Source organism: Marinobacter sp. DUT-1 (assembly GCF_050379415.1).
In the GTDB taxonomy this organism is placed as follows: Bacteria; Pseudomonadota; Gammaproteobacteria; order Pseudomonadales; family Oleiphilaceae; genus Marinobacter.
The window spans coordinates 820,933-844,623 of record NZ_JBNRLS010000001.1; the positions used below are offsets into that span (position 1 = coordinate 820,933).

The window sequence follows — 23,691 nt, forward strand, 5'->3', positions numbered from 1 at the left end:
CATGTACCGTGACCGCCTGGTCGCCACCCCTGTTCATTCCGAAGCGGCAAGCCGGCTTCAGCAGCTGCTGTTGGCGTACCACGACTTCCGGCAGCACAAGGTGGCGCACCCATTGCTTGAACACACCTTCAGGGTGGCGGACTGGCAGGCCCAGCGACTCAAGGCCACCCACCGGGACCTGTATGAGCACCCCGGCTACCATGCCGGCCTGGAATTCCTGCTCACCGATCTCTACGCACCCGCCGGCATGACCCGCCGGGACGACAACATCGACCGGGTTTTTCCGAAAATGGTCAAATGGCTGCCGGACAACCTGCTGGATACCTTTGCCGGATTGGTGGAGCTGAACCTGGTGACCCAGGAACTGGACCTGGAGCTGGCCGAACTGCTCGACCGGAATCTACAGCTGCTGACGGAGCTGGATAGTCAGGCCTACTGCGAGGCCTACCGGGCAAGCCAGCGGCTGGACGACCGGGCAAGACAGATTGAGCTGGTGGCGGAAGTTGGTCAGCAGCTGGACCGCTACGTGCGCAACCGCACCCTGGGCTGGCTGCTGTCCATGGCGAAAACACCGGCGGAAATGGCGGACCTGAGCGACCTGCACAGCTTCCTGCACCGCGGTTACAGTGCCTTCCGCAAGATGGACAATGTCGATGGCCTGATTGAACGGCTGGTGTGGCGGGAACGGAGGGTAATGGAGCAGATCCTGGCGGGCCACCCGGCGCCGTTCGAGCTTCCGGGCGACCTCTGAGCCGTCAGGCCCGGATGATCTGGTCGAGCTGGCTGTGAATCTCCTGCTCGATGCGGTGCTTGAACGGCCGCAGCATGAGGCCGAGTTCCAGACGGATATGCAGGTCATCCGGGGTGATGTTCAGGTGCCCCTTGACGCCACTGCGCTTGAACTTCATGACATCACCTTCCCACTGGTAATGCACATCGAACTGCTTTGACAGGTCCTGGGCCAGGGTTTCTGCCGCCTGACGGGCGTGTTCCTTGTCCAGTGAATGGGGGCGATGGACATCGATGACAGACATGGATCAGTTTTCTCTTCCAAATTGAATCGGTTTTACAGTGTAAGGCGGTATTAAACTTGTAGCCACCCCGCCAACCGTTAGAATACGGGGTTCAGATTCTGACAGGACATCCCCCATGAGCGAGCAGCAAACGCCAGCCAATCCCTCTGGTTCCGGCAATGGCCAGGACGACGTTACCCATTTCGGTTTCCGCAACGTGCCGAAAAGCCAGAAGGCCGGCCAGGTGGCCGAGGTCTTCCACAGCGTGGCGGGCAAGTACGACCTCATGAACGACCTGATGTCCATGGGCATTCACCGGCTCTGGAAACGGTTCACCATCGAGCTTTCCGGGGTGCGCCCGGGGCACCAGGTCCTGGACATTGCCGGGGGTACCGGCGACCTGACCATGAAGTTCTCGGATCTCGTGGGTCCGTCCGGCAAGGTCGTCCTCGCCGACATCAACGCCTCGATGCTTCAGGTAGGGCGAAGCCGGCTGGTGGACCGGGGCTACGCCGGTAACATCGAATACGTGCAGGCAGACGCCGAGCACCTGCCCTTCCCGGACAACAACTTCAATGCCGTGTCCATTGCCTTCGGCCTGCGCAACGTGACTGACAAGGATCAGGCCCTGCGGGACATGACCCGCGTGCTCAAGCCCGGTGGCAAGCTGATGGTGCTGGAATTCTCCAAGCCCACCAATCCGCTGCTGAACAAGGCCTATGACATGTACTCCTTCAACGCGCTACCGTTGATGGGGCAACTGATTGCCGGTGACAGCGAGAGCTACAAGTATCTCGCCGAGTCCATCCGCATGCACCCGGATCAGGAGACCCTGAAGGGCATGATGGAGAACGCCAGCCTGGTGAACTGCCGCTACTACAACATGACCGGCGGCATCGTGGCCCTGCATGTGGGAATCAAGCCCTGATGTTCCCGGGTCCGACCCTGCAGGCTGCGGCCAGCGCCATCATCGAGAACGCCCTGAACCGGGCGCTTGAGTTAGACCCGGCCGGCCGCCAGTCCCTCGTCAAAGCACTGACTGGCCCCGTGCAGCTGGACATTACCGCCCCGGTACCACTGACCTATACCCTCGACCAAACCGGGGACAGGGTCCAGGTCAGCAGCCAGCCGCCAATGGAACCGGCGCTGCGAATCAGTGGCCGGCCGCTGGCCTTTGCCGCCCTGGCCGTTGGCGATGACCGGGTATTTTCAGACGGGCGCCTGGCTGTCGATGGTGATACCGGCCTCGCCCACCAGCTCCAGCGGGCCCTGAACCAGCTGGATCCCGACTGGGAAGCTGCCATGGCCCGGCACATCGGTGACGTTCCGGCACACTTCCTTGGCAAGCGCCTGCGCCATGCGGTGAAATGGAGCCGGGAAGTGGTCCGCTCCATGAATGCGAATATCGAGGAATACGTCCACGAGGAAAGCCGCGCCCTGCCCGGGCGTCGGGAACTGGAAGCCACCTTTGGGGATATCGATGAGCTGAGTTTGCGCACCGAGCGCCTTGACGCCCGGCTCCGGCTTCTGGAAGACCGAGAAATCACTGACGAACCGGAGAACCCGTGACCCGCCTGAGACGCCTGTTCCGAATTGCCTGGGTATTCTGCCGTTACCGCCTGGACACGTTTCTGCCCATTGCCGAACTGCCGGCGCCCCTGAAGGTGTTTTTCCTGCTGGCTCCCTGGCACCTGTTCCCGCAGCCGAAACGGAGCCGGGGCGACCGTCTGCGGCTGGCCCTGGAAGAACTGGGACCGGTGTTCGTGAAATTCGGCCAGATCCTGTCCACCCGGCGTGATCTGCTGCCGGACGACATGGCCGAATCCCTCAAGCAGCTCCAGGACCGGGTGCCTCCGTTCCCCAGCGACACTGCCCGCAACATCATCGAAACCTCCCTGGGCAAGCCGGTCTCCGAACTGTTTGCGGAGTTTTCCCCTGACCCCATGGCGTCTGCCTCGGTGGCTCAGGTCCATGCCGCCACCCTGCCCAATGGCCAGCGCGTGGTGGTCAAGGTCCTGAGACCGGGCATCGAAAAGGTGATCCACCAGGATCTGGCGCTGATGTACCTGATGGCCGGCCTGCTGGAGAAGTACTGGTCCGAGGGCAAGCGCCTGCACCCGCTGGACGTGGTCGCCGACTACGATTCCACCATCCACGATGAGCTGGACCTGCAGCGCGAGGCCGCCAACGCCAGCCAGCTGCGCCGCAACTTCGAGAACTCCTCGCTGATCTACATCCCCTTTATCGACTGGGATTACACCCGCAAGTCGGTACTGGTGATGGAACGGATCCAGGGCATTCCCATCGCCGACGTGCCCGCGCTGGAGGCGGCCGGCGTCAACATGAAGGTGCTGGCGGAAAAGGGCGTGGAGATCTTCTTCACCCAGGTGTTCCGGGACAGCTTCTTCCATGCCGATATGCACCCGGGCAATATCTTCGTCGACGTTTCCAACCCGGCGGACCCGCGGTACATCGCCATCGATTTCGGCATTGTCGGCACCCTGGCACCGGACGACCAGAGTTACCTGGCTCGGAATCTGTTGGCCTTCTTCCGCCGGGATTACCGCCAGGTGGCACAATTGCATATCCAGTCCGGCTGGGTACCACCGGACACCCGGGTCAACGAGTTCGAGGCCGCCATCCGCACCGTTTGCGAGCCGATATTCGAGCGTCCCCTGAAAGACATCTCCTTCGGCCACTTCCTGCTGCGGCTGTTCCAGACCGCCCGGCGCTTCAATATGGAAGTCCAGCCCCAGCTGGTGCTGTTGCAGAAAACCCTGCTCAATGTAGAAGGCCTGGGGCGCCAGCTTTATCCGGAGCTGGATCTCTGGAGCACCGCCCAGCCGTTTCTCGAGGACTGGATGCGCAAGCGCATTGGCCCCTCCGGTTTGCTGAAGTCACTGCAGTCACACCTGCCCTCCTGGCTGGAACAGTCGCCGGAAATGCCGCAACTGATCCACGATGCCCTGCTGCAGATGAGACATGCCGGACCCACCGAACAGCAAAATCGCGATACACTGGAGCTGTTGCGACAGCAGCAGGTCCGCACCGAGCGACGCTGGCGCCGGGCCGGTCTGGCTGTTGTGCTGGTGGCTGCGGCGGTGATCGGAACCCAACCCGAGGCCCGGGTCTGGGTCGAGAACACGCCGGCATGGAGCTGGGCCCTGCTGGCCATAGCCGGCGGGCTGGTGCTGCGCGGCGGCCGTTAAACCACAAGACAAACCGGGATTCACATAAATGCAAGAAAGCTCCGCTACTGTCGACAGCCCTGACTGGTTGAATGCCATTCGCTGGACCGAGGACGGTCTGGTCCCGGCCATTGCCCAGGATGCCGAAACCGGCGAGATCCTGATGATGGCCTGGATGAACCGGGAATCCCTCAGGCTGACTGCTGAAGAAGGTCACGCGGTGTATTGGTCCCGCTCCCGGGGCAAGCTCTGGCGCAAGGGTGAGACATCCGGCCACCAACAGGTGGTGAAGGATATCCGGCTGGACTGCGACGAGGACGTGATTCTGCTGAAAGTCGAGCAGAAAGGCGGCATTGCGTGCCATACTGGCCGACGCAGCTGTTTTTACCGTACCCTGAAGGACGGAGCGTGGGTTGCGGTGGATCCGGTGATCAAGGATCCGGACGCAATCTATGGCAACAAGTAAGGAGCAGCCCGTGAGTGAAGTACTGGAACGCCTCGCCCAGGTACTGGAAGCCCGCAAGAATGCAGATCCGGAGTCATCCTATGTCGCCGGCCTGCATGCCAAAGGGCTGAACAAGATCCTGGAAAAGGTCGGTGAGGAATGTACCGAAACCCTGCTGGCTGCCAAGGATGCCGAGCACAGCGGCGAAACCTCGGATGTGGTCTACGAGACCGCTGATCTGTGGTTTCACAGCATGGTCATGCTGTCCCGGCTCGGCCTGGGACCGGACGACGTCCTGAACGAGCTGGCACGGCGTTTCGACCTGTCGGGACTGGAAGAAAAGGCATCCCGGAGCAAGTAGGCAGGTGCTACCCCTTTCGGGGGTTTCCGCAGAACGGCTCCGTTAACGTACAATGTCTCTGAACTGAAACAATGAGAATGAGGAACCCCGCATGGGTATCAGTATCTGGCAACTCCTGATCGTACTTGGCATTGTCATCCTGTTGTTCGGAACCAAGAAACTGCGGAACATCGGCAGCGACCTCGGTGGCGCCATCCGTGGCTTCAAGAAGTCCATGAATGACGAAGACACCGCGAAGGACGACAAGGAATCCCTGGAAGAAAAGTCCGAGGCCGAGCCCAAGCAGGCTGAAGCGGAAGACAAGCCCCGGGAAAAAACCCACAGCTGAGACCTGGCTGAATGTTCGATATCGGCTTCCTTGAGCTGCTGATCTGCGGCGTAATTGCCCTTTTGGTGCTTGGCCCCGAACGGCTCCCTACGGCCGCCCGGGCTGCCGGGCGCTGGGTGGGGGCAGCACGCCGTATGGTCGGCCAGTTCAGCTCCGAGCTTGACCGGCAACTGAAAGCCGAGGAACTGCGCGAGGAACTCCGCAAAGCGGGCGATGTCGGCCTGGATGATGTGCAGAAAACCGTGCGGGGGGCTCTGGATGAGGCCAAGAAGTACGAGCACATGATCCTTTCCGATGAAGAAACCCGCAAACCCAGGCCTGCGCCGGCAACACGTCGCATGGCAGGTGAAGGCGAGGAAACGGACTCCTCCGGCACAAACAGCCAGAACAACAAAACACCGGAACCGTCCAGCGAAACCTCCGGTGAACGCGAGACCCAATCAGGCCCGTCGGATAACCGTTCATGACCCAACAGCCAGACGGCAACCAGATCCATCCCGAACAACAACCGGAAATGCCACTGATCGAGCACCTGCTCGAGCTGCGTAACCGGCTGTTGAAGATGGTGCTGGCCGTGGTGATCTGTTTCGCCGCGATCTACCCCTTCGCCAACGAACTGTATCTCTGGCTCAGCGAGCCGATCCGGGAACTGCTGCCCGTGGGCCAGAGTATGATCGCCACCGACGTCACCTCGCCCTTCTTCGCTCCGCTGAAGCTGGCACTGGTGCTCTCGGTCTTTGCCGCGATCCCCATCATCCTTTATCAGCTCTGGAGCTTCATCGCCCCGGGGCTGTATGCCCATGAGAAGCGCCTGGCGTTTCCGTTGCTGTTCACCTCGGTGATCCTGTTCTATGCCGGCGCGGCGTTTGCCTATTACGTGGTGTTTCCACTGGTGTTCGGGTTCTTTACCGCCATCGGACCCGAGGGCATTGTGGAGCTGCCGGACATCAGCAGTTACCTGAATTTCGTGCTCAAGATGTTCTTTGCCTTCGGGGTGGCGTTCGAGATCCCTATCGCCACGGTGCTGCTGATCCTGACTGGCGCCACTACCCCGGACGATCTGGCCGCCAAGCGTCCTTACGTGGTTGTCGGCTGTTTCATCATCGGCATGTTGCTGACACCCCCGGACATCATCTCCCAGACCTTGCTCGCGGTACCCATGTGGATCCTGTTCGAGTTCGGCATCCTGTTCGGGCGCCTGGCCCGTCGCGAGGTGGCCAGCGAGGATCCGGAAGATTTCCCCGGCGAATGAACCTGGCGCTGCTGTTTGACGAGGATTTTGTCACACCGGACCGGGCCGTCCTGACCGGCCGCCGGCTGACGCACCTGCATTCCGTGCTTAAGGTCAGTGCTGGTGACCGCATTCCCGTGGGTCGCGTTGATGGCCCCATGGGGCACGGTGAGGTAATTCGGCTGACAGGAACCGAAGCCGAACTGCAGGTAACACTGGACCAGCAGTCGCCGGTCGCACTGCCGCTCACCCTGATCCTGGCCATGCCCCGCCCCAAGATGTTCCGCCGGGTACTGCAGACCTGTGCCGCCCTCGGCATCAAGGACATCTGGCTGATCAACAGCTACAAGGTGGAGAAAAGTTTCTGGCAGACGCCCTGGCTGTCGGAGGACAACCTGCGGGAAAACCTGACTCTGGGCCTCGAGCAGGCCAGAGATACGGTGATGCCCACCATTCATATCCGCAAACTGTTCAAACCCTTCGTGGAGGACGAGCTTCCCGGCATCCTCGCCGGAAAGCGGGCACTGGTGGCCCATCCCGGCACTCCGACGCCCTGCCCTGTGCACCTGGATGAACCGGCCGTGCTGTGTGTCGGGCCCGAGGGAGGGTTCACCCCCTACGAGGTGGGCAAACTGGAGGACGCCGGTTGCCAGGGAGTCCATCTTGGCCCCAGAATCCTGCGGGTGGAAACCGCCGTTCCGGTGCTGGTCAGCCGGCTGTTTGACGCCTGCCGGTAATCCGGAGCCTACTCTTTCGCAACTTCCCCGCCGCGTTTCTGCCACCAATTGATCAGGGGCGTCAGCACCCCGACCAGGATGGCACCGGCCAGGACCCCGAACAGGCCATTGGCCAGGGTGGGCACGAGAGTGGCACCAATACCGCCAAAGCTTTCGGCGAAGTGGTGAATGGCATCGTAGACCGGTGGCAGGCCATGGGTGAGGATGCCACCACCCACCAGGAACATGGCGATGGTGCCCAGGATCGACAGGGTCTTCATCATGTAGGGAGCCAGCCAGAGGATACCTTCACCGACACGTTGGGCCAAGGCACTGTCCTTCTGGCTGAGGTACAAGCCGCCATCGTCCAGTTTCACGATGCCGGCCACCAGGCCATAGACCCCGACGGTGATCATCACCGCCACCACGGTGAGCACCAGGAACTGCATACCGATGCTTTGTCCGGTAACGGTGCCGAGGGTGATGGCAATGATTTCGGCCGACAGAATGAAATCGGTGCGTATCGCGCCCTTGATCTTGTCCTTTTCCAGTGCCTTCAGGTCAACATCCGGATTTTTCAGGGCCTTGTGCAGCTCCTGCTTGTGGGCCTCATCCTCCTTGCCGTGGAGGAACTTGTGGGCCAGCTTCTCGAAGCCCTCAAAACACAGGAACGCACCACCGAGCATCAGCAACGGGGTCACCAGCCAGGGTACAAAGAAGCTTATGGCCACGGCGGCCGGCACCAGGATCGCCTTATTGATAAAGGAACCCTTGGCGACCGCCCAGACCACCGGCAACTCGCGGGCCGGTTTTACACCGGTGACTTGCTGGGCATTGAGCGCCAGGTCATCCCCCAGAACCCCCGCCGTTTTCTTGGTGGCGGTCTTGGTCATGAGGGAGACATCGTCGAGGATGGTGGCGATGTCGTCGATCAGCGCAAGCAGACTGCTTCCTGCCATGGGTAAATCCCTTGTTTCGATTAGTCAACGAGGCCCATGGCCTCGGCGGCTATACGATTCTTGACCGGCCCAAGCCGGTTCAGCCAGCGCATGCCGGCATTGCGAAGCCAGCGCACGGGTAACTCATCCCGGGCGAACAACTGCTTGAAGCCTTCCATGGCCGCCATCATGGTGAGGTTCTCACCTTTCCGGCGGCGTTGGTAGCGGGTCAGAACCAGTTGATCATCGGGGGCAAGGCCAAGCGCCTTCGCCCTTTTCATTTCGTCGAGGAGTGCCCGCACATCCCCGTATCCCAGATTGGCGCCCTGGCCTGCCAGGGGGTGGATGGTATGGGCCGCGTCACCCACCAGGGCCAGACCATCGGCCACATAATCCTTGGCATGGCGCTGACGCAGAGGGAAGGCAAAACGGCGGGAACTCGCTGTCACACTCCCCAGCTCACCTTCGATGGCCCGCTCCAATTCCTGCCGGAAGTCATCATCAGCGAGGGCCATCAGCCGGCGGGCTTCGGGGGTGTCCTGGGACCAGACAATGGAACAGAACTGGTCGTCCAGATGTTCGTTCAGCAGCGGCAGAAAGGCAAGCGGACCACTGGGAGAGAATCGCTGCCAGGCGGTGTAGCAGTGGCTGTGGGCCGTCCGCACGGTGCAGACGATGGCCTGCTGGTCGTAATCCCATTCCCGGGTCGGCATACCCGCCCACTGCCGTAAGCGCGAGTTCGCGCCATCGGCCCCGATTACCAGCCGGGCCGTCACCCGGCGCCCGCCCTCCAGTTCAACGCCTTCCGTCCGGGACCAGCTCCGGACCCGGACCCCATCAAACAGGGTCACGTCACTGGCCAGGAGTTCCCGGAACAGGGCGCGAACAAGGTTCCGGTTCTCGACGATGGTGCCCAGCGCCCGGGCATGCAACTCGGCGGCATCGAAATGGATCCGGCCGGTGCCGTCACCATCCCAGACGATCATTTCCCGGTAGCCACAGTGGCGGCTTTCCATCACGCCGGACCAGGCCCCCAGCTCCTCCAGCAAACGCTGGCTGGCCGTGGAAATGGCACTGACCCGGGGCTCGAAATCTTCCACCGTTGAGGCCGGCTCCGGGGCCGTGAGCAACATGTCCCTTGCGGCACTCTCGACCAGAGCGACCTGCCAGCCCTGGCGGGAAAGACCCAGAGCCAGGGCCGATCCGATCATGCCCCCACCGACGATGACAATGTCGAAGGACGGGACGTTCATGTCACCGGTCATGGCGGGCATCCTCACTGGCCGCTGTGGAAACTGACGGGACAACCGCTCTGCGGCCGCCGATGCCCATGGCCTTGCGGGCAAACCAGCGTTTGGCACCGGGCATCAGGTCAAGTCCGACCAGTCCGGCATCCCGTGCCGTGGCCACCGGCAACAGGGACTGCCCGAAGATCCGGATCAGCGAGTCCGAGAACTGCACCGTCTGCAGCCAGTCCCTGCGATGGCGCCGCTGGTATTCACCGAGCACCGACAACTCACCAATCGAACGGCCCTCGTCCACAGCTTGCCGGAACTGTTCCACCAGGGTCATCAATCCTCGGAGGGCCAGATTGAAACCCTGCCCGGCCACCGGATGCAGGGCGTGGGCGGCATTGCCCACCAGCGCCACACCCGGCCGCACGGCCTCATCCACGGTGGTCAGTTTCAGCGGATAATGACCGCACTGGCCGATCCGGGTAAACCGACCCAACCGCCAGCCAAACCTGTCCTGCAAACGCTGGCACTTCTGTTCGTCCGACAGCTCCAGCACCTCCGACAGTGCCTCATCGGTCAGGGTCCACACGAGAGCCGACTGGTTTTCCGGCCGGCGAGGCGAGCCATGGGGCAACAACGCCATCGGACCATCCCCGGTAAACCGTTCATAGGCAGTAAACTGGTGGGATTCACCGGTGGAGACATTGGCAATCAGCGCATTCTGCCCGTAGTTTTCGGTGCGGGCGACAAAGCCAAGTTTCTCCCGCAGGCCGGAACGGCCACCATCGGCAACCACCAGACACTGCCCTGTCAAGGACTGCTCCTGGCCGTCCTTGCGGATCAGAACGTCCACGCCGGCCGCTGTCGGTGTCATGTCCACAACTTCCGCCGGCGCCTGCCACTGCACACCGGTATCGAGCAACGCCCGCATCAGGCACAGCCCCATCCAGCGGTTGTCGGCCACATAGCCCAGGGCATGCTGGTGATGATCTTCCGCATGCAGTCGGGTGGCACCGAAGTGGCCGCGGTCGGAAACATGGATATGGTGGATGGGCGTGGCGTGTTCCGACAATGCCTGCCAGAGCCCCAGCTCTTCGAAGATCAGCCTCGAACCCCAGGACAACGCCGTGGAACGGGCGTCATAGCTGGGCTGGTAGTCCTCCGGCAGCGCTTCCGGAGATAGCGGAAAGGTCTCCACTACCGTTACCCGAAGCTCGGGCACCGTCCGTGCGAGCGCCAGGGCCAGGGTAGCGCCGGCCAGGCCGCCGCCGGCAATGATCAGGTCAGTCTGGAGTGCGGTCACCGTGTCAGTCCGCCATCAACGCTTCAATATCGGCAATGGTCTTGGGCACCTCATCGGTCAGGACGCGGCAACCGTCTTTGGTAACCACTACGTCGTCCTCGATGCGAATACCGATACCACGCCACTTTTCGTCCACACTGGAGTTGTCCGGCGCAATATACAGGCCGGGCTCCACGGTCAGGACCATACCGGGCTCCAGCTCTCGCCAGGCCTCACCAATGCGGTAGTCGCCCACGTCATGCACATCCAGGCCCAGCCAGTGGCCGGTGCGGTGCATGAAGAACGGCTTATAGGCTTCCTGCTCGATGGCCTCATCCACCGTTCCAGACAACAGCCCCAGCTCAATCAGGCCCTGGGTGAGCACCTTGAGCGCCGCCTCATGGGCATGATTCCAGTGGTTACCCGGCCGAACAGCGTCAATCGCCTCGTACTGAGCCGCCAGCACCACCTCATACAGAGCACGTTGCTCCGGGCTGAACTTGCCGCTGACCGGGAAGGTGCGGGTAATGTCCGAGGCGTAACATTCCAGCTCACAGCCGGCATCGATCAGCACCAGGTCCCCTTCTTTCAGGGGTGCGCTGTTCTCGATGTAATGCAGGGTGCAGCCATTGGCGCCACTGCCCACGATCGACGGGTAAGCGGTGGACCGGACACCGTGCTCCATAAAGGTATGGATCAGGGTGGCTTCCAGGTTGTATTCAAAACCACCCTGGCGCGCCCGTTTCATGGCGTTGCGATGGGCCTCCGCACTGATCTTGCCGGCCTTGGCCATCACCTTGATCTCGTTAGAGCTCTTGTACAGGCGCAGATCGTGGAGCAGATGCTCCAGGGCCACAAACTCCCCGGGGGGATGGGCTCCGGTGCGCACCTTGCTGCGGATGGTCTTGACCCACTCCATGACCCGGTGATCGAAGCTCTGATCCTTGCCGAGGGGGTAATAGACCCGGCTGCGGCCCTCGATCATGCCCGGCAGGATGTCGTCGATATCCGAAATCGGGAAGGCATCGTCCAGACCAAACCGCTCGATGGCGCCTTCGGGACCGCATAGAAAACCGTCCCACAGCTCTTTCTCCGGGTGGCGTTCCTTGCAGAACAGCACCGCCTCGCCATGTTCACGACCGGGAATCAGGGCCAGCACCGCCTCGGGCTCACCAAAGCCGGTCAGATACTGGAAGTCACTGTCCTGCCGGAAGGGATGGAGTACATCCCGGTTACGCACCCGCTCCGGGGCCGCTGGCAGGATGGCAATACTGTCCGGCGCCATGCGCTCCATCAGCTTGCGGCGGCGCTCGGCGAACTCCTTGACGGGTATCATGGACGACATAGATTCTCCCATAGTTCTGGACCCGGCTCAGTGCAGGGTCGGCGAATCGGAGGCCGGCTTCTCCGGGGCATTGAATTCGGTAAATACGGCCAGGGCCCCGAGCCGGACATACTCGGTGATTTCCAGCAGCTGCTGTTCGCTTTCTTCGTCCGCTTCCTCATCCTCGGACAGCTGGCTGATCGCTACCATGTCCTCAATCAGTTCCCGGATCTCGTCCGGAGCCTGCCCCAGAGATTCTCCGGCGGTCAGGGCCATGCCCTCGAGGAATCCGCGGACCCAGGCCACCAGCGCTTCCAGCCGCTGCTCAATGGCGTAATCGTCATCCGGTAGTAAAGGATGGAAACTCATGTCGGCCGATTGCAAGAGCGCCAGGGTCTGTTCGTAGGCTTTATTCATGAAGGGCGCCAGGTCGTCGGATTCTTCAGCTGCGTCTTCCGGGAGACCCATATGCTCGCACACCATGCTCAGCCATTCAGGTTCCTGGATACGGGAACCGGCGGCGAGCCGACCACACAGTGCGCCGTGGAGCTCTGAGGGGTGGCTGAAGGCCTGGTGGGCGGTAAAGACGTTGGCCCAGCGTTCGAATTCTGCAGCGCGGGCGGCGCCGGAAGAGGTGTCGGATTCGGACATGAATCAAGACAATCCTGTGTTGTTGAATGAAGTTCCTATCCTAGCATTCAGGCGACACCAAGGCACTTGCCGCTTGCTTTTGCTGCCGGGAAACCACAATATGTTATAACATAACATCATCGACTGGAGAGCATGATGAAACGACCCGGATACCGATTGCTTTTGCTGCCCTTGACCCTACTCGCCGCCGCAGCCACTTCCGGCGAAAACCCCGGCGCCCACCAGCACGGACACGCCGAACTGTCGTTCGCGGTTGATGGCAGCAAGGTAGAAGTTATGTTTGCCTCACCCGCCTACAACGTGGTGGGCTTCGAGCATGAAGTCAGAACCGAAGCCCAGAGCCAGGCACTGAATGAAGCGAACGACTGGTTCGCCGGAACACCGTTGATCAATACCCCGGACGGCACCTGCTCCGTGATCAGCTCGGATGTACATCACAGCGGCCAGGAACAGGAACACGAGGGCAGAGAAGACGACCACGGGGATCACGGTGGCGGCCATTCGGCCTTTGAAGTCATCCAGACACTGGAATGCCCCGGCGTGCAGGATGCCAGTACCCTGACCACCCCGCTGACCACCCGGTTTGAACGCCTTGAGCACCTGCAGGCGCAGTGGGCCGGCGCCACGTCACAGGGCGCAACACGCCTGGAGCATGGCGAACGAACCATCGAACTCCGACAATAACCTACTCCGTGTAGGGCGTCACGCTGTTGGCAACCATGGAGTAGGAGGAGGTGCCGATCTCATTCTCGGTGCGATCGATCACCAGGGTGCCCTCGATCCATACCGGGTCATACAGGGCTTCGAGATAGAAGCCCTCCTGGTATTTCACGTGGATAATCTGGTTGGGCGGGGGCGGTGGCACATGGATGCAGGCGCCGTAATAGGGGACCAGGAAGAATTCCAGGATCTTCATGTCGTTGGTGGTTTTCAGTGGCACGACAAAGCCGGGAATCCGCCCCTCCACGTTACCCATTTCCGGAACCACACGCCCGGTCATGATTTCATCGGGCAGGATGGTCGGGCCATCGCCCTCGTGCTCGACTTCTGGCATATTTTCCAGCAGCGCCAGATCCTCGGCGGGCATGAGTTCAAGCCAGTCAATCTCACGGGGCTCCGCGGCCATGGAGACGGAGGCAAATCCGAGCAAGGCCGCCAGGACCAGGCTGACGAAACGATACGAAGGGAAGGCATGGAACAACATCAACAAGGTTACTCCTGGGGTTCAGATTCCGGACCAGCAAGTATCATACACTGGGGACGACGATCACCAACATGACCAGCACGACAGAAACCCACCACAATAGGGCTAACGAGGGGGAGCTTGCCCTTGAGACCCGGGACCTTGGCTTCCAATGGGCCGCGACTCAACCCATGCTCCGTTTTCCGGATCTGGCCATCCCCCGCGGAGAACACCTGTTCCTTCAAGGCGCCAGCGGCAGCGGCAAAAGCACGCTGCTGAGCCTGTTATCCGGCATGCAGGTACCCCACTCCGGCTCGGTGAGCATTCTCGATTCCGAACTGCAGTACCTGGGCTCAGGCGCACGGGACCGTTTCCGCGCCGACCATATCGGCGTAATTTTCCAGCAGTTCAACCTGGTGCCCTACCTGAGCGCCCTGGCGAACGTTACCCTGCCCTGTCGCCTGTCCCGCGTTCGTCTTGCACAAACCCGGCCCGACCCCGACTCCGCTGCCAAAGAGCTGCTCAGGTTACTGGCCATCCCCGAGGATCACTGGCATCGCAAGGTCACCCGCCTTTCCATCGGGCAGCAGCAACGGATTGCCGCGGCCCGGGCACTGATAGGCAGCCCCGGCATTATCCTCGCGGACGAGCCGACCTCCGCGCTGGATTCCGATAACCGGGACCGCTTCCTGGACCTGTTGCTTGGTCTGGCCAACGAACGGGACGCCTCGGTGGTTTTTGTCAGCCATGACCGCAGCCTGAGCAGCCATTTCCATCATCAGGTCCATCTGGGAGGTGAATCATGAAAACCGGGCTGGCCTTTTCCCTGGCCCTGGCGAGCCTCTGGCACCGGCGCCGTGTCCTGGCCCTGGTGTGCCTGACCCTCACCCTGAGTGTCAGCCTTCTGCTAGGCATTCAGTACCTGCGCACCGAAATCCGGCAGTCGTTCACCAGCACCATCAGCGGCACCGATCTGATTGTCGGGGCCCGCAGCGGCCAGCTGAACCTGCTGCTGTACACCGTGTTCCACATTGGCGATGCCACCAACAATATCCGCTGGTCCACCTTCCAGAAACTTCAGGAAGACCAACGAATTGACTGGCTGATTCCAATTTCCCTGGGCGACAGTTACCGGGGCTATCGGGTAGTGGCCACGGACAGCAACTTCCCCGAACACTTCCGCTATGGCCAGGACCAGCCGGTCATCCTGGCCGAAGGCGAATGGTTCAGTGACGTGTTCCACGTCGTGCTCGGTGCCGGCGTGGCCCGGGAGCTCGGGCACCAGCCCGGCGAAGAGATCATCCTGTCCCACGGCGGCGGCAGGACCAGTTTCTCCAACCACGAGGACACTCCGTTCCGGATCACCGGCATTCTGGAGTCCACCGGCACCCCGGTCGACCAGGCGGTGTACATCAGCCTGGGAGGCATGGAGGCCATGCACGTGGGCTGGGAATCCGGCGTGGCCCTTCCGGGCCGAACCCTGACCCTGGAAAAAGCCCAGGGGATGACCTTTACCCCGGACGCCATCACAGCCGCCTATGTGGGGCTGAAGTCCCCTGTGCTCACCTTTCAGCTCCAGCGCGCCCTGAACCAGTCGGCAGAAGAGCCCCTGTCCGCCATTCTCCCCGGCGTTGCCCTGAGCGAACTGTGGCGCCTGATGGGGCAATTTGAAAAAGCCCTGCTGGGTATTACCGGCTTCGTGGTCATTACCAGCCTGGCGGGACTGGTGGCAGTACTGTTGACACTGCAGACCCAGCGGGCCCATGAGATCGCGGTCCTCCGCGCCACCGGCGCGTCAACGGGGCTGGTGGCCTCCCTGCACGTGATCGAATGTGTTGCCCTGGCGCTGGTCTCCTGCCTGCTTGCGCTGGCGGTGGGTGCCGCCCTGCTCACGAGCATTGCTCCCTGGCTACTGGACAACTACGGCATCAACCTGACACTCCGGCCCCTGAACCCGACCGAATGGGCATTGCTCGCAACCGTACCGGCCGCGGCCGCGCTGGTCGGCCTGCTGCCGGCGTTCGGCACCTGGCGCAGGACCCGCACCCAGGGTCTCGGGGAGATCAGCGGGCAGTGATCGCCGTCACGCCCGGGCTGCTATGACAACCCTGTAAATTGACCGACTTAGCGTCCACACTTATAGTTATTTGCATTCATAACAATCGATGTTGGGCACGCCATGGAACAGTCCGAAGTACAGGCATTAGCGGACAAGCTGGAAAAGCTGATCGAACGCTGTCAGAAACTGGAGCGGGATAACGCCATGCTGCGGGAGCTCCAGGACGACTGGAACCGGGAGCGGGCCCAGCTGGTACACAAGAACGATCTTGCCAAAAACAAGATCGAAGCCATGATTGGCCGCCTGCGGGCACTGGAGCACCACTGATGTCTAAGCAATCCACCACCGTTGAGGTGAAGATTCTCGACAAGGAATACCTGGTTGCCTGCCCGGAAGAAGAGCAAGAAGCCCTGATTCGCGCCGCCAGGCATCTGGACCACAAAATGCGGGAAATCCGTTCCAGCGGCAAGGTGTTCGGCGTTGAACGCATTGCCGTGATGGCAGCGCTGAACATTACCCACGAGCTGCTGGAGCAGGATTCCATGTCCGACGCCACCAGCTCGATTCTCAAGGCCATGGACAGCAAGCTCGATGATGCCCTCGGGGAAAATACGGGTCACTGATTCCGGATCAGGTGTTGCAATTGGCCCCGGACCTGCCCGTATAATGAGATCAACTTCCTGGGCTGTTCGCGATGGTCGGATACGTCCTCGAGCCGATGCGCACTACCCAGGTGGCTACTTCAGGGCATTGTGAGCACGTCCCCGACAGGGGAAAGCCTAATATGTCACAGCGGCCACCGACCTTGAACTCTGGGTTCAAGGGCCACATCCGATAACGGCAGCCCGGGAAGCTTTATTTTGAGCAAGTTTGTTCCTCCCCAACCGTTCGAATCCCACCCTGATAACCTGAACCGAAGCCAGCTGCGCAAACACCTGCGCCAGCGGCGGCGCTCGCTGTCATTCGAAGAACAAATGCAGGCCTCGGAATACCTGGCGCTGAACCTGCTCAAGAACCCGGACCTGCACCGAGCCCGGCACGTGGCCGTTTATCTGCCCAACGACGGCGAGATCGATCCCCATCTCTACATGGACATCGCCCGGCGTAAGGGTGTCAATTTCTATCTGCCGGTGCTGCATCCGATTCATACCGGCAAACTGGTGTTCAGCCCCTACTACGACGGGGTGGAACTGACCGCAAACCGTTTCGGTATTGCCGAGCCCGCGTTCAGCAAAGGGCTGCGTCGCCCGGCCTGGGCGCTGGATGCGGTACTGTTTCCACTGGTGGGCTTTGATGAGAATGGCGGGCGCCTGGGTATGGGCGGAGGATTCTATGACCGGACTTTTGCCTTCAGCCGGCTGCGGCCACGGCTGGCCCCCAAGCTGATCGGCCTGGCCCATGATTTCCAGAAAGTGAAAGCACTGCCGATAGAGCCCTGGGATGTGCCCCTGCACAGCGTGGTGACGGACCGGCGCTGTTACCGGTTCAGGCGGCCTGCCCCGGCCTGAAGCGCGCTGATGGTCACGTTATCCTGATAACGAGGCTTGTCTTCCGAGGCATGGATAGAGGTAAATCCGGTTACTACAAGGCCGACAGCAAAAATCAGCACGATGGCTTTGATGATGTCAGGCTTGCCACCCATTTTTATTCTTCCTCGAACGCGGTTGGTAAATTATCGGAAAATCAGTCAACTATTCTCGCTTCCGAGAATTAGACGAAAGACTAACACTTAACTCTGATTTTACAATTTTTGACTGATTAAAATTCGGTAAGAATCGCCAAACTCTGGGATTCAGACTGCGAGGGGCGTTCCGAAACTGTGCGGAGCCATGGATGGCGGAGCTAAAGCGTCACATGGGTGAGGCCGAGCGCTTATGAAGCGAAGCTTCATGCGACAGACGAACGACCTGCAATCTGTGATTGCAGGCTGGCCCCCGGAGGGGTGCCGCCAGGAGCGTGTTTCGGAACGCCCCTCGCACCTGGATCCTACTCCCAATCAGGAGCTCTGACCGTTACCCGCACCAAGGAACAACCGGTAGGCTTCGTTGTCGGTCATGTTTTCATACCGGAAACCGACCTTGTCGAGCATCTTCTCGAAATCCGGCTCCTCGTCATCGTTCACCTGGGCGCCCAGCAGAACCCGGCTATAGGCGGCGCCGTGGTTGCGGTAGTGGAACATCGAAATGTTCCAGCGGGTCCCCAGCGACATCAGGAACTTGAGCAGCGCGCCCGGACGCTCCGGGAACTCGAACTGGTAGACCTTCTCGTTACTGATGCTCGGGGCATGGCCACCGACCATGTGGCGAATGTGCTGCTTGGCCAGGTCACTGTCGGTCAGGTCGACCACGGAGTAGCCGCTTTCCCGCAGTTCCTGCACCAGCTCGTCCCGGCCATGGCCGCCGGCCTGGATCTGGATGCCCACGAAGATCACCGCTTTCCGGGCGTCGGCATACCGGTAGTTGAATTCGGTGATGCTGCGCTTGTGCAGGGCATTGATGAAAGTCTTGAACGCCCCCGGCTTCTCCGGGATGGTGACGGCGAGAATGGCCTCGCGCTTCTCACCGATCTCGGTGCGCTCGGAGATGTAGCGCAGGCGGTCGAAGTTCATGTTGGCGCCGCTGAGGACCGCAGCCAGGTTTTCACCCTCCAGCTGCTCGCGCTCCACGTACTTCTTGAGCCCGGCGATGGAAAGCGCCCCGGCCGGCTCCGCGATGGAGCGGGTATCCTCGAACACATCCTTGATGGCGGCGCAGATCTCGTCGGTGGTAACCGTGATCACCTCGTCTACCAGGTCCTTGCAGACATTCCAGGGCTCCTCGCCAATCTGGCGTACTGCCACCCCGTCGGCAAAAATCCCGACTTCATCCAGGATCACCCGCTCACCGGCTTTCATGGCCGCCTGCAGGCAATTGGAGTCTTCCGGCTCGACACCAATCACCTTGATCTCGGGACGCAGGTACTTGATGTACGCGGCCATGCCGGCGATCAGGCCGCCGCCGCCCACCGGGATAAAGACCGCGTGCAGGGGCTGGGAGAACTGCCACATCATTTCCATGGCCACGGTGCCCTGCCCCGCGATGACATCCGGATCATCGAAGGGCGGGATGTAGGTATAGCCGTGCTTCTTGATCAGTTCCTGGGCGTGGGCTGCGGCCTCATCAAAGGCGTCACCCTTGAGTACCACTTTGGCGCCCCGGTCCCGCACGGACTTCACCTTGATGTCCGGCGTGGTCTGGGGCATCACAATCACCGCCTTGATGCCCAGTTCCTTCGCGGACATGGCCACGCCCTGGGCATGGTTGCCGGCGGACGCGCAGATTACGCCCTTGGCTTTCTGCTCTTCGGACAGCTGGGCAATCCGGTTGTAGGCGCCGCGAATCTTGAAGGAAAACACCGGCTGAAGATCTTCGCGCTTGAGCATAATGTTGTTGGTACAGCGCTTGGACAGGCTACGGGCTTCAGTCAGGGGTGTTTCGATGGCCACGTCATAGACGCGCGCATCGAGTATCTTCTTGATGTAGCGTTGCGGCATAGTGGTTCCGGTTGCTTGGTGAATGTGCGGGAAAAACCGACAGTGTAGAAAGTTTGCACGGCAGCCGTCTATAAGCAGACTCCTCAGGCCGCTATAATGACCTTAAATTTCATCCGGAATTGCAGACGGAGCCCGACATGACCCAGGACGAACTCAAGAAGGCCGTGGCCAAAGCCGCCGTGGACTACATCACCCCCCGCCTCGAAAGCGACAGCATCGTCGGCGTGGGCACCGGCAGCACCGCCAACTTCTTCATCGACATGCTGGCCGAGCTGAAAAACGAGTTCGATGGCGCCGTGGCCAGCTCCGAAGCCACCGCCGAACGCCTGAAGAGCCACGGCATTCCGGTGTATGACCTCAACAGCGCCGGCGAACTGGAGTTCTACGTGGACGGTGCCGACGAAACCAACGAACGCCTGGAACTGATCAAGGGCGGCGGCGCTGCACTGACCCGGGAAAAGATCGTGGCGGCAGTGGCGAAGACCTTTATCTGCATCGCCGACGAATCAAAGATGGTTGGAATCCTGGGTAGCTTCCCCCTGCCGGTGGAAGTCATCCCCATGGCCCGCAGCCATGTCGGCCGGGAAATCGTCAAGCTTGGCGGCGACCCGGTGTACCGTGAAGGTGTCGTTACCGACAACGGCAACATCATCATCGACGTCCACAATATGGATATCTCCCGGCCGATCCATGTGGAAGAACAGCTCAACAACATCGTCGGCGTGGTCACCAACGGTCTGTTTGCCCGCCGCCCGGCCGACCTGTTGCTGCTGGGCGCCAGCGAAGGCGTCAAGAGTATTCCCCGCAAGGGCGCCTGACCGGGGACTACCTCAAGGGCTGGCTTTCCGGGCCAGCCCTTTTTGTTTGGCCCAAACCACAAACCAAGCGCTTGCTTGGTCTCTGATTTTGGGTGACACTGCCCCCATTCACGATTGTCCACAGGGAGCCCGACCGTGTCCGAATACTTCAACGACATCCACGAACAGGCACGCCTCAGTGCCCGGAAATTTATCGAAACCCACGTCCTGCCACACATCGACGACTGGGAGGAGGCGGGCGAATTTCCCCGGGACTTGTATAAAAAGGCGGGGGACGCCGGCCTGCTTGGCATCGGTTTTCCGGAAGCCCTGGGCGGCACCGGCGAAGGGGACATCTTCCTGAAGGTGGCCGTCTCCGAGGAACTCATGCGTTCCACCTCCGGTGGCTTGGTCGCGGGCCTGGGTTCCCTGGACATCGGCCTGCCGCCGGTGGCGAAATGGGCCAAACCGGAAATCCGGGAACAGATCGTGCCCCCGGTCCTGCGCGGCGAGAAAATCTCCGCCCTGGCCATCACCGAACCCGGCGGCGGCTCCGACGTGGCCAACCTCAGAACCCGCGCCGTCCGGGAAGGCGACCACTACATCGTCAACGGCAGCAAGACCTTCATTACCAGCGGCATGCGCGCCGATCACTACACCGTCGCCGTGCGCACCGGCGGCGAAGGCCACGGCGGCATCAGCCTGCTGCTCATCGACCGCGACATGCCGGGCTTCTCCACCGGCAAGAAACTCCGCAAGATGGGCTGGTGGGCCAGCGACACCGCCGAACTCTTCTTCCAGGACTGCCGGGTACCCGCTGACCGTCTGATCGGCGCCGAGAACGCCGGCTTCATCGCCATCATGAGCAACTTCCTGGCCGAACGGTTGATGCTGTCCATCATGGCCTATATGACCGCCCAACTCGCCTACGAGGCCGCTCTGGACTATACCCGGCAACGCGAGGCATTCGGTCGCAACGTCGCGGGCTTCCAGGTGACCCGCCACAAGCTGGTGGACATGGCCACCCAGATCGACGTGGCCCGGGAATACACCTACCGCTGCGCAGCCCTGATGCAGGCCGACAAGAACCCGATCAAGCAGGTGGCCATGGCCAAAAACTTCTCGGTGGACGTCTGCGAGAAAGTCACCCGGGAGGCGGTGCAGCTGTTCGGCGGCATGGGTTACATGCGGGAGTCAGTGGTGGAGCGGCTGTACCGAGACGCCAAGATCCTGTCCATCGGAGGCGGTACGACGGAGATTATGAAGGAGCTGATTGCCAAGCAAATCAAGTTGTAGCCTTCTGGATTTGGGGGAGGGGCCATATCAGGGGCATTTCCAAAACACGCTCCTTCGGCACGTCCCTGTGACGCTTGAGCTCCGCCATCCATGGCTCCGCACAGTTTTGGAAATGCCCCTGATACGGCCCCCACACTTTCAGTGCAAGCCTCCAAAGGCGCAGTGATTATTTCTTTAATGGGCACTCGAAGATAGTTCGGGCGGCAATCTGACAAGGCCTCCCGAAAACGTGGAGCGCCATGGATGGCGCGACCGAGCCCTACAGGGACGTATTCACGGGCGTTTTTCGGGAGGCCTTGTCAGATTGCCGCTTGCTCCCAAGCCAGAACGAGTCCAGGACCAACAATCACGCCGACCAAGGTTTAGTTTCGAACTGCAAGAGACTCCCGTATAATTGCGCCCACTTTTTAGCCGCAGTTAAACGTACCTCAACGTATCAGGAAGGATCGCACATGCAATTCGACAACATCCCCGCAGGCAAAAACCCGCCTGAAGACATCTACGTTGCCATCGAGATTCCGGCCAACAGCTCCCCGGTCAAGTACGAACTGGACAAAGACATGGGCGCCCTGCTGGTAGACCGTTTCATGGCCACCCCGATGTTCTACCCGGCCAACTACGGCTTTATCCCCCACACCCTGGCCGACGACGGCGACCCCCTGGACGTACTCGTGGTCACCCCGTACCCGGTACAACCGGGCTCTGTCATCCGTGCCCGCCCGGTCGGCGTTCTGAACATGGAAGACGAAGCGGGTGGCGATGCCAAGCTGGTTGCCGTGCCCCACGACAAGCTGACCACCTCCTATCACGATGTGAAGGAAATCGACGACCTGCCAGAACTGCTGCGCGATCAGATCCGCCACTTCTTCGAGAACTACAAGACTCTCGAGCCGGGCAAGTGGGTCAAAGTACAGGGTTGGGACAACGCCGCAGCCGCCAAGAAAGCCATCGAAGACGCCATCAACGCCTACAAGGGCTGATCGGCAAGACACGTCAGATGCAAAAAACCGGGTCCTTGAACCCGGTTTTTTTGTGCTCGGAAACGGGACTGCCTCAGCCCCGTGACAACAGATCCCGCATATCGCTGATTGCCGCGTTGGCGCGGGACAGGTAGGCGGCCATGGTCAGGGAATGGTTGGCCAGCACGCCGAAGCCGCTACCGTTCAGGATCACCGGGCTCCACATCTCGCCCTGGGTGCCCTCCAGCTCGATGATGATCTGCTTCACGCTGGCCATAGCGTTTTTGTCCTGCAACACCTTGCGGAAGTCCACCTCGATAGCCCGGAAGATGTGCAACAACGCCCAGGCACTGCCACGGGCCTCATAGAAGACATCATCGATTTTGGTCCAGGGTGTCTGCACTTCGGTACCCCCGGTTTCCTCGGCCAGCGGATTGTCGGCATCCACGTTGGCAACCGCATCCGAAACGGACGCCTTACCGACGCTCTCTCCCAGATTGCGGGACAGGCTGCCCAGCCGGGTCTCCAGATCCGCCAGCCAGCTGTTGAGGTTGTCGGCCCGGGCGAAGAACTGGGCGTCGGCCTGCTCCGGGGCGGACAGACGGTTCAGGTAACGCTTGAGCGCGCTGATCCCGCGACGGTATTCCGATTCGGTAGACGGGATCGCCCAGCTCTGGCTGTCAAAGTGGAACTGGGGCTCGGCGATAACCAGATCGGGATCTTCGGCGGACTGGCTCTGGGACCGTGCAATGTCCCGGCGCATCGCCCGGGACAGGTCGCGAAGCTGGACCAGCACACCAAATTCCCAGTTGGCGATGTTATCCAGCCATAATCCCGGTGGGAAAATGTCGTTGGAGATGTAGCCACCGGGTTTGTCCAGCAGGGTTTCGGCAATACGGATCATTGTGGTTGTGGTAGCGAAACCGGTGACCGGTTCTCGCTCCATGGTGTTGGCCACCGTCCGGGTGTTCTCGCGCACGGAGAAGGTATCAGGTTCGCTGCTCCAGTAGATTCCGACGACAATGGCCGCCAGCAGGTAGATCACCAGCACCGCGATGATGAACCGGCCGATTACGCCGCTGCCTCCGGCGTAATCCTGAACGTCCTCTTTCCGATCCCTGAAGAACTGTCTGAATTTGCCTGGCATAAGACT

Annotated in this window: 29 protein-coding genes and 1 other RNA gene; 20 read left to right on the forward strand and 10 right to left on the reverse strand. The window is 61.0% G+C overall.

Features of this window, described 5'->3' with window-relative positions; all coding sequences use genetic code 11:
* The first annotated feature begins 1 nt into the window (after nt 1).
* The gene (locus ACQUTG_RS03760) at nt 2–751 is read left to right on the forward strand and encodes an FFLEELY motif protein (protein ID WP_428918100.1); all 750 of its coding nucleotides are present in this window, start codon (nt 2–4) and stop codon (nt 749–751) included.
* Nucleotides 752–755: 4 nt separating this feature from the next.
* On the opposite strand, the gene ACQUTG_RS03765 is transcribed toward ACQUTG_RS03760, so the two are convergent.
* Nucleotides 756–1,034: a polyhydroxyalkanoic acid system family protein gene (locus ACQUTG_RS03765; protein WP_428918101.1), complete on the reverse strand. Its 279-nt coding sequence runs from the start codon at nt 1,032–1,034 to the stop codon at nt 756–758.
* A gap of 115 nt (nt 1,035–1,149) precedes the next feature.
* Here ACQUTG_RS03765 and ubiE point away from each other — a divergent pair, with 115 nt between their 5' ends.
* From ubiE to ACQUTG_RS03810, 9 genes are all read left to right on the forward strand, one after another.
* The gene (ubiE, locus tag ACQUTG_RS03770) at nt 1,150–1,941 is read left to right on the forward strand and encodes a bifunctional demethylmenaquinone methyltransferase/2-methoxy-6-polyprenyl-1,4-benzoquinol methylase UbiE (RefSeq protein WP_428918102.1); all 792 of its coding nucleotides are present in this window, start codon (nt 1,150–1,152) and stop codon (nt 1,939–1,941) included.
* Nucleotides 1,941–2,582: a ubiquinone biosynthesis accessory factor UbiJ gene (locus ACQUTG_RS03775; RefSeq protein WP_428918103.1), complete on the forward strand. Its 642-nt coding sequence runs from the start codon at nt 1,941–1,943 to the stop codon at nt 2,580–2,582. Before ubiE ends, ACQUTG_RS03775 begins: the two co-directional genes overlap by 1 nt.
* A complete protein-coding gene (gene ubiB, locus ACQUTG_RS03780) occupies nt 2,579–4,222 on the forward strand; it encodes a ubiquinone biosynthesis regulatory protein kinase UbiB (protein WP_428918104.1) in 1,644 nt (547 codons plus the stop codon). The genes ACQUTG_RS03775 and ubiB overlap by 4 nt, the downstream gene beginning before the upstream one ends.
* Before the next feature lie 28 nt (nt 4,223–4,250).
* On the forward strand, nt 4,251–4,667 hold the full coding sequence (gene hisI / locus ACQUTG_RS03785; protein WP_343812141.1) for a phosphoribosyl-AMP cyclohydrolase: 417 nt from the start codon (nt 4,251–4,253) through the stop codon (nt 4,665–4,667).
* Nucleotides 4,668–4,677: 10 nt separating this feature from the next.
* The gene (locus ACQUTG_RS03790) at nt 4,678–5,007 is read left to right on the forward strand and encodes a phosphoribosyl-ATP diphosphatase (RefSeq protein WP_428918105.1); all 330 of its coding nucleotides are present in this window, start codon (nt 4,678–4,680) and stop codon (nt 5,005–5,007) included.
* A gap of 91 nt (nt 5,008–5,098) precedes the next feature.
* Complete coding sequence (gene tatA, locus ACQUTG_RS03795; RefSeq protein ID WP_428918106.1) at nt 5,099–5,335, forward strand: Sec-independent protein translocase subunit TatA; 237 nt, start codon at nt 5,099–5,101, stop codon at nt 5,333–5,335.
* Nucleotides 5,336–5,346: 11 nt separating this feature from the next.
* Nucleotides 5,347–5,802 carry a Sec-independent protein translocase protein TatB gene (gene tatB, locus ACQUTG_RS03800; RefSeq protein ID WP_428918107.1) on the forward strand — a complete coding sequence of 152 codons (456 nt, stop codon included), beginning with the start codon at nt 5,347–5,349 and terminating at the stop codon, nt 5,800–5,802.
* Nucleotides 5,799–6,587, forward strand: coding sequence for a twin-arginine translocase subunit TatC (tatC, locus tag ACQUTG_RS03805; protein ID WP_428918108.1), 789 nt, complete (start codon nt 5,799–5,801; stop codon nt 6,585–6,587). Before tatB ends, tatC begins: the two co-directional genes overlap by 4 nt.
* Nucleotides 6,584–7,303, forward strand: a complete 720-nt coding sequence (locus ACQUTG_RS03810) for a 16S rRNA (uracil(1498)-N(3))-methyltransferase (protein WP_428918109.1) — start codon at nt 6,584–6,586, stop codon at nt 7,301–7,303. Before tatC ends, ACQUTG_RS03810 begins: the two co-directional genes overlap by 4 nt.
* Before the next feature lie 8 nt (nt 7,304–7,311).
* Here ACQUTG_RS03810 and ACQUTG_RS03815 read toward each other — a convergent pair whose 3' ends face one another.
* From ACQUTG_RS03815 to ACQUTG_RS03835, 5 genes are read right to left on the reverse strand one after another with little or no spacing between them, the layout of a single operon-like run.
* A complete protein-coding gene (locus tag ACQUTG_RS03815) occupies nt 7,312–8,241 on the reverse strand; it encodes a DUF808 domain-containing protein (RefSeq protein WP_428918110.1) in 930 nt (309 codons plus the stop codon).
* A 20-nt stretch (nt 8,242–8,261) separates the two neighbouring features.
* Nucleotides 8,262–9,485, reverse strand: a complete 1,224-nt coding sequence (locus tag ACQUTG_RS03820; RefSeq protein ID WP_428918111.1) for a UbiH/UbiF/VisC/COQ6 family ubiquinone biosynthesis hydroxylase — start codon at nt 9,483–9,485, stop codon at nt 8,262–8,264.
* Nucleotides 9,475–10,758, reverse strand: coding sequence for a 2-octaprenyl-6-methoxyphenyl hydroxylase (ubiH, locus tag ACQUTG_RS03825; protein WP_428918112.1), 1,284 nt, complete (start codon nt 10,756–10,758; stop codon nt 9,475–9,477). Before ubiH ends, ACQUTG_RS03820 begins: the two co-directional genes overlap by 11 nt.
* 4 nt (nt 10,759–10,762) lie before the next feature.
* Nucleotides 10,763–12,082: a Xaa-Pro aminopeptidase gene (gene pepP / locus ACQUTG_RS03830; protein ID WP_428918113.1), complete on the reverse strand. Its 1,320-nt coding sequence runs from the start codon at nt 12,080–12,082 to the stop codon at nt 10,763–10,765.
* A gap of 27 nt (nt 12,083–12,109) precedes the next feature.
* Nucleotides 12,110–12,712: a UPF0149 family protein gene (locus ACQUTG_RS03835; protein WP_428918114.1), complete on the reverse strand. Its 603-nt coding sequence runs from the start codon at nt 12,710–12,712 to the stop codon at nt 12,110–12,112.
* A 135-nt stretch (nt 12,713–12,847) separates the two neighbouring features.
* Between ACQUTG_RS03835 and ACQUTG_RS03840 the strand changes: the two genes are divergently transcribed.
* The gene (locus ACQUTG_RS03840; protein ID WP_428918115.1) at nt 12,848–13,396 is read left to right on the forward strand and encodes a ZrgA family zinc uptake protein; all 549 of its coding nucleotides are present in this window, start codon (nt 12,848–12,850) and stop codon (nt 13,394–13,396) included.
* A 1-nt stretch (nt 13,397) separates the two neighbouring features.
* Here the strand turns inward: ACQUTG_RS03840 and ACQUTG_RS03845 are convergent, their stop codons facing one another.
* Nucleotides 13,398–13,838: a DUF3299 domain-containing protein gene (locus ACQUTG_RS03845; protein ID WP_428918459.1), complete on the reverse strand. Its 441-nt coding sequence runs from the start codon at nt 13,836–13,838 to the stop codon at nt 13,398–13,400.
* A gap of 149 nt (nt 13,839–13,987) precedes the next feature.
* Here ACQUTG_RS03845 and ACQUTG_RS03850 point away from each other — a divergent pair, with 149 nt between their 5' ends.
* The 6 genes from ACQUTG_RS03850 (at nt 13,988) to ACQUTG_RS03875 (ending at nt 17,462) form a co-directional block, all read left to right on the forward strand.
* Nucleotides 13,988–14,701, forward strand: a complete 714-nt coding sequence (locus ACQUTG_RS03850) for an ABC transporter ATP-binding protein (protein ID WP_428918116.1) — start codon at nt 13,988–13,990, stop codon at nt 14,699–14,701.
* On the forward strand, nt 14,698–15,972 hold the full coding sequence (locus tag ACQUTG_RS03855) for an ABC transporter permease (protein WP_428918117.1): 1,275 nt from the start codon (nt 14,698–14,700) through the stop codon (nt 15,970–15,972). The genes ACQUTG_RS03850 and ACQUTG_RS03855 overlap by 4 nt, the downstream gene beginning before the upstream one ends.
* 102 nt (nt 15,973–16,074) lie before the next feature.
* Nucleotides 16,075–16,281 (forward strand): TIGR02449 family protein, encoded by a 207-nt coding sequence (locus ACQUTG_RS03860; protein WP_428918118.1) that lies wholly within the window; start codon nt 16,075–16,077, stop codon nt 16,279–16,281.
* Nucleotides 16,281–16,577, forward strand: a complete 297-nt coding sequence (locus ACQUTG_RS03865) for a cell division protein ZapA (protein WP_092003678.1) — start codon at nt 16,281–16,283, stop codon at nt 16,575–16,577. The genes ACQUTG_RS03860 and ACQUTG_RS03865 overlap by 1 nt, the downstream gene beginning before the upstream one ends.
* Nucleotides 16,578–16,628: 51 nt before the next feature.
* Nucleotides 16,629–16,810, forward strand: a non-coding RNA gene (gene ssrS, locus ACQUTG_RS03870) — 6S RNA.
* A gap of 4 nt (nt 16,811–16,814) precedes the next feature.
* A complete protein-coding gene (locus tag ACQUTG_RS03875; RefSeq protein ID WP_428918119.1) occupies nt 16,815–17,462 on the forward strand; it encodes a 5-formyltetrahydrofolate cyclo-ligase in 648 nt (215 codons plus the stop codon).
* On the opposite strand, the gene ACQUTG_RS03880 is transcribed toward ACQUTG_RS03875, so the two are convergent.
* Both ACQUTG_RS03880 and ilvA read right to left on the reverse strand, forming a co-directional pair.
* Entirely contained in the window at nt 17,432–17,596 is a 165-nt protein-coding gene (locus ACQUTG_RS03880) for a hypothetical protein (RefSeq protein WP_428918120.1), read from the reverse strand. The genes ACQUTG_RS03875 and ACQUTG_RS03880 overlap by 31 nt on opposite strands.
* Before the next feature lie 354 nt (nt 17,597–17,950).
* Nucleotides 17,951–19,486: a threonine ammonia-lyase, biosynthetic gene (gene ilvA, locus ACQUTG_RS03885; protein WP_428918121.1), complete on the reverse strand. Its 1,536-nt coding sequence runs from the start codon at nt 19,484–19,486 to the stop codon at nt 17,951–17,953.
* Nucleotides 19,487–19,623: 137 nt separating this feature from the next.
* Here ilvA and rpiA point away from each other — a divergent pair, with 137 nt between their 5' ends.
* From rpiA to ppa, 3 genes are all read left to right on the forward strand, one after another.
* The gene (rpiA, locus tag ACQUTG_RS03890; RefSeq protein WP_428918122.1) at nt 19,624–20,304 is read left to right on the forward strand and encodes a ribose-5-phosphate isomerase RpiA; all 681 of its coding nucleotides are present in this window, start codon (nt 19,624–19,626) and stop codon (nt 20,302–20,304) included.
* A gap of 135 nt (nt 20,305–20,439) precedes the next feature.
* A complete protein-coding gene (locus ACQUTG_RS03895; RefSeq protein ID WP_428918123.1) occupies nt 20,440–21,579 on the forward strand; it encodes an acyl-CoA dehydrogenase family protein in 1,140 nt (379 codons plus the stop codon).
* A 452-nt stretch (nt 21,580–22,031) separates the two neighbouring features.
* Nucleotides 22,032–22,559 (forward strand): inorganic diphosphatase, encoded by a 528-nt coding sequence (ppa, locus tag ACQUTG_RS03900; RefSeq protein WP_428918124.1) that lies wholly within the window; start codon nt 22,032–22,034, stop codon nt 22,557–22,559.
* A gap of 73 nt (nt 22,560–22,632) precedes the next feature.
* Here the strand turns inward: ppa and ACQUTG_RS03905 are convergent, their stop codons facing one another.
* Nucleotides 22,633–23,685: a DUF2333 family protein gene (locus ACQUTG_RS03905; RefSeq protein ID WP_428918125.1), complete on the reverse strand. Its 1,053-nt coding sequence runs from the start codon at nt 23,683–23,685 to the stop codon at nt 22,633–22,635.
* Between the last annotated feature and the right edge of the window lie 6 nt (nt 23,686–23,691).

Bases quoted from the DNA above. Each gene is read 5' to 3' on its own strand.
- ACQUTG_RS03760 (WP_428918100.1), top strand. From the start codon at position 2: ATGTACCGTGACCGCCTGGTCGCCACCCCTGTTCATTCCGAAGCGGCA.
- ACQUTG_RS03765 (WP_428918101.1), bottom strand. From the start codon at position 1,034: ATGTCTGTCATCGATGTCCATCGCCCCCATTCACTGGACAAGGAACAC.
- ubiE (WP_428918102.1), top strand. From the start codon at position 1,150: ATGAGCGAGCAGCAAACGCCAGCCAATCCCTCTGGTTCCGGCAATGGC.
- ACQUTG_RS03775 (WP_428918103.1), top strand. From the start codon at position 1,941: ATGTTCCCGGGTCCGACCCTGCAGGCTGCGGCCAGCGCCATCATCGAG.
- hisI (WP_343812141.1), top strand. From the start codon at position 4,251: ATGCAAGAAAGCTCCGCTACTGTCGACAGCCCTGACTGGTTGAATGCC.
- tatA (WP_428918106.1), top strand. From the start codon at position 5,099: ATGGGTATCAGTATCTGGCAACTCCTGATCGTACTTGGCATTGTCATC.
- tatB (WP_428918107.1), top strand. From the start codon at position 5,347: ATGTTCGATATCGGCTTCCTTGAGCTGCTGATCTGCGGCGTAATTGCC.
- tatC (WP_428918108.1), top strand. From the start codon at position 5,799: ATGACCCAACAGCCAGACGGCAACCAGATCCATCCCGAACAACAACCG.
- ACQUTG_RS03810 (WP_428918109.1), top strand. From the start codon at position 6,584: ATGAACCTGGCGCTGCTGTTTGACGAGGATTTTGTCACACCGGACCGG.
- ACQUTG_RS03815 (WP_428918110.1), bottom strand. From the start codon at position 8,241: ATGGCAGGAAGCAGTCTGCTTGCGCTGATCGACGACATCGCCACCATC.
- ACQUTG_RS03820 (WP_428918111.1), bottom strand. From the start codon at position 9,485: ATGACCGGTGACATGAACGTCCCGTCCTTCGACATTGTCATCGTCGGT.
- pepP (WP_428918113.1), bottom strand. From the start codon at position 12,082: ATGTCGTCCATGATACCCGTCAAGGAGTTCGCCGAGCGCCGCCGCAAG.
- ACQUTG_RS03835 (WP_428918114.1), bottom strand. From the start codon at position 12,712: ATGTCCGAATCCGACACCTCTTCCGGCGCCGCCCGCGCTGCAGAATTC.
- ACQUTG_RS03840 (WP_428918115.1), top strand. From the start codon at position 12,848: ATGAAACGACCCGGATACCGATTGCTTTTGCTGCCCTTGACCCTACTC.
- ACQUTG_RS03845 (WP_428918459.1), bottom strand. From the start codon at position 13,838: ATGGCCGCGGAGCCCCGTGAGATTGACTGGCTTGAACTCATGCCCGCC.
- ACQUTG_RS03850 (WP_428918116.1), top strand. From the start codon at position 13,988: ATGACCAGCACGACAGAAACCCACCACAATAGGGCTAACGAGGGGGAG.
- ACQUTG_RS03855 (WP_428918117.1), top strand. From the start codon at position 14,698: ATGAAAACCGGGCTGGCCTTTTCCCTGGCCCTGGCGAGCCTCTGGCAC.
- ACQUTG_RS03860 (WP_428918118.1), top strand. From the start codon at position 16,075: ATGGAACAGTCCGAAGTACAGGCATTAGCGGACAAGCTGGAAAAGCTG.
- ACQUTG_RS03865 (WP_092003678.1), top strand. From the start codon at position 16,281: ATGTCTAAGCAATCCACCACCGTTGAGGTGAAGATTCTCGACAAGGAA.
- ACQUTG_RS03880 (WP_428918120.1), bottom strand. From the start codon at position 17,596: ATGGGTGGCAAGCCTGACATCATCAAAGCCATCGTGCTGATTTTTGCT.
- ilvA (WP_428918121.1), bottom strand. From the start codon at position 19,486: ATGCCGCAACGCTACATCAAGAAGATACTCGATGCGCGCGTCTATGAC.
- rpiA (WP_428918122.1), top strand. From the start codon at position 19,624: ATGACCCAGGACGAACTCAAGAAGGCCGTGGCCAAAGCCGCCGTGGAC.
- ppa (WP_428918124.1), top strand. From the start codon at position 22,032: ATGCAATTCGACAACATCCCCGCAGGCAAAAACCCGCCTGAAGACATC.
- ACQUTG_RS03905 (WP_428918125.1), bottom strand. From the start codon at position 23,685: ATGCCAGGCAAATTCAGACAGTTCTTCAGGGATCGGAAAGAGGACGTT.